The following is a 2,237-nucleotide window of genomic DNA, read 5'->3' as shown; positions in this document are numbered from 1 at the left end:
CAGTTCATCCAGCAGCGCCAGCTTCTTGGCTGGCCGCGCAAAGGCACGCCAAGTGTGGGCGTCCACGCGCTTATGGAGGTTGAACGAAACATTGGCGCGCGTCTCGCCGCGCACCCGGGTGCCCCGCAGTTCTGCCGGCAGAACCCGCGTATCATTGACCACGAGAACGTCGCCCGGCCGCAGGATTTCGAGAAGATCGGGAATGTGCCGGTCTTCAAGGGCCTCGCCCGGTCGCACCAGCAGCAGGCGCGCGGAATCGCGCGGCTCGGCCGGGTGCAAGGCGATCAGTTTTTCGGGCAGGTCAAAGTCGAATTCGGAAACACGCATATCGGCTCGTTAGCATGACTACTACGCAAAACGTAGCTTCTCGCCGAACGAAAACGGAGAAATGGCAACAAAGTTGCCCTAGTCGGAGGCATGTCGGCGTCTAAAGCATCCGGATCATCAGGGCGCCCACGACCAGCAATACGGCGCCGGCCACGCGACCCATGGTGATCTCGCGCACGGCCATGCCCATGAAGCCGACCTTGTCGAGCACAAGGCCCGCCATCAGTTGCCCGGTCACAGAGAGCGCCATCACCGCCGCCGCGCCAATCATCGGCGTCAGAGTGATATTGGAGAAGACGTAGAAAGCACCCAGCAGACCGCCCGCAATCAGGGTCCAGCGCGCGGGCGCGGCGAAATTGATCGGTGTCGCCGTCACGTGGCTAAAGACGAAGGCCAGCGCCCAGAGCACCACGCCACCGGCGAGAAATGACACGGCCGCCGCCGCGATCGGCACTTCGAGCGTCCGGCCGAGGCTGGCATTGATCGGCGCCTGCACGGCAATGCAGGCGCCCGCGAAGACGCCCATCAGCGCCCAGAGCAGAGTATCCATCTTCAAAGTCTTCGATCCTGGAAGGTTCGGTAGAATCGGCCGGAGAGCCCAGACCTGAAATGGTATCCCCTTTTGAGCCCTGTGGACCCACACATTTGGATGGGGCGCTACATCCCTAAATTGCTCGACCGGCACGACACCGTCCACAGCCCGCCACCCACGACTGACAGAACGCCGCCGACGGCAGCCTTCTGTCCTTCGGACACGCGGCCGATGCGGAAGCTGAGAGTGAGATGCTCCTTTGCCTTGTCGTCGCGCCAGGATACGTCCGCGCCCTCGACGTCCTCACCGACAAAGCCGCGCGAGATGTATTCGCCGTCATAATCGGGACTGTCACCATTGGTCGACACGCCAAAATCGTCCGTAAGCTGCATCTCGACGCTGAGGATGGGCTGCACGAAGGCTTGGCCGATGACATAGGTCAGCGAAACCTCGCCCTTGGCGTCGGCGCAGGTCACGGTATCGAGCGCATAGGCTCCCGCCGGAGACAGGACTGTCACCAGCGCAAAGATCCACGTTCTGAGCATTTTGTCCCCTATCGAGCTGTGCATCGGCGGTTACGGAGCCGGCCATCATTCGAGGTCTTGTCCCACGCCACGCGCAGACCAACCAAGATGCATTCGATATTGGGATTGGCAGTGTCGTTTATGCTCTGAGGCCTGCCCCACGACAAAGGACCGGCGCGCCCGCGTCTGCCCGCGAGCGAAAGGCTGGCGGCCGAAGCCGCCAGCAAAAGCTTAGGCGAGGTCGGCCGCAACCTTGACCGAAACCATCTTGTCCGGATTGATCACGGGCTCGCCGCGCTTGATCTGGTCGACGTTTTCCATGCCTTCGATGACCTGACCCCAGACGGTGTACTGACGGTCGAGGAAACGCGCATCGCCGAAGCAGATGAAGAACTGCGAGTTGGCGCTGTTCGGATCCTGAGCGCGAGCCATCGAGGCGGTGCCGCGAACGTGCGGCTCGGCCGAGAATTCCTGCTTCAGGTTGGCGTACTGCGAACCACCGGTGCCGGTGCGCGAGGGATTGAAGTCGGACGAGTTGGAATTGCCGAACTTCACGTCGCCGGTCTGGGCCATGAAGCCGTCGATCACGCGGTGGAACACCACGCCGTCATAAGCACCTTCGCGAGCCAGCTTCTTGATGTGGTCGACATGGCCCGGGGCCAGGTCCGGACGCATCGCGATGACCACGTTGCCCTTGGTCGTTTCGATGACGAGGGTGTTTTCGGGATCGGCGTAATCGGCCATGATTTTCGCTTTCTTGAGAAATGAAGTGGCCCGGATTTAGGGCTATTAGTTGGGGAGCGCAAGGCTGGAGGATCGAAGCACGCGGCCCCACCCCCTCCCAACCTCCCCCA

4 protein-coding genes are annotated in these 2,237 nt (G+C 61.9%); all 4 read right to left on the bottom strand.

The genetic code is table 11. The features are described 5' to 3' along the window. Nucleotides 1–327 (bottom strand): S-adenosylmethionine:tRNA ribosyltransferase-isomerase (locus J0I64_RS22580; protein ID WP_291412546.1); only part of this gene is annotated, 327 nt, incomplete at its 3' end. A 100-nt stretch (nucleotides 328–427) separates the two neighbouring features. Beyond that, nucleotides 428–877, bottom strand: a complete 450-nt coding sequence (locus tag J0I64_RS22575) for a DMT family transporter (RefSeq protein WP_291412548.1) — start codon at nucleotides 875–877, stop codon at nucleotides 428–430. A 107-nt stretch (nucleotides 878–984) separates the two neighbouring features. After that, the gene (locus tag J0I64_RS22570) at nucleotides 985–1,404 is read right to left on the bottom strand and encodes a hypothetical protein (RefSeq protein ID WP_291412544.1); all 420 of its coding nucleotides are present in this window, start codon (nucleotides 1,402–1,404) and stop codon (nucleotides 985–987) included. A gap of 210 nt (nucleotides 1,405–1,614) precedes the next feature. Beyond that, nucleotides 1,615–2,127: a peptidylprolyl isomerase gene (locus tag J0I64_RS22565; RefSeq protein WP_291412542.1), complete on the bottom strand. Its 513-nt coding sequence runs from the start codon at nucleotides 2,125–2,127 to the stop codon at nucleotides 1,615–1,617. Nucleotides 2,128–2,237 lie beyond the last annotated feature (110 nt).

The organism is Devosia sp., from assembly GCF_017307565.1.
Taxonomy (GTDB): domain Bacteria; phylum Pseudomonadota; class Alphaproteobacteria; order Rhizobiales; family Devosiaceae; genus Devosia.
Note: the sequence above shows the minus strand (reverse complement) of the source record. Positions and strands in the feature narration are given on the sequence as shown.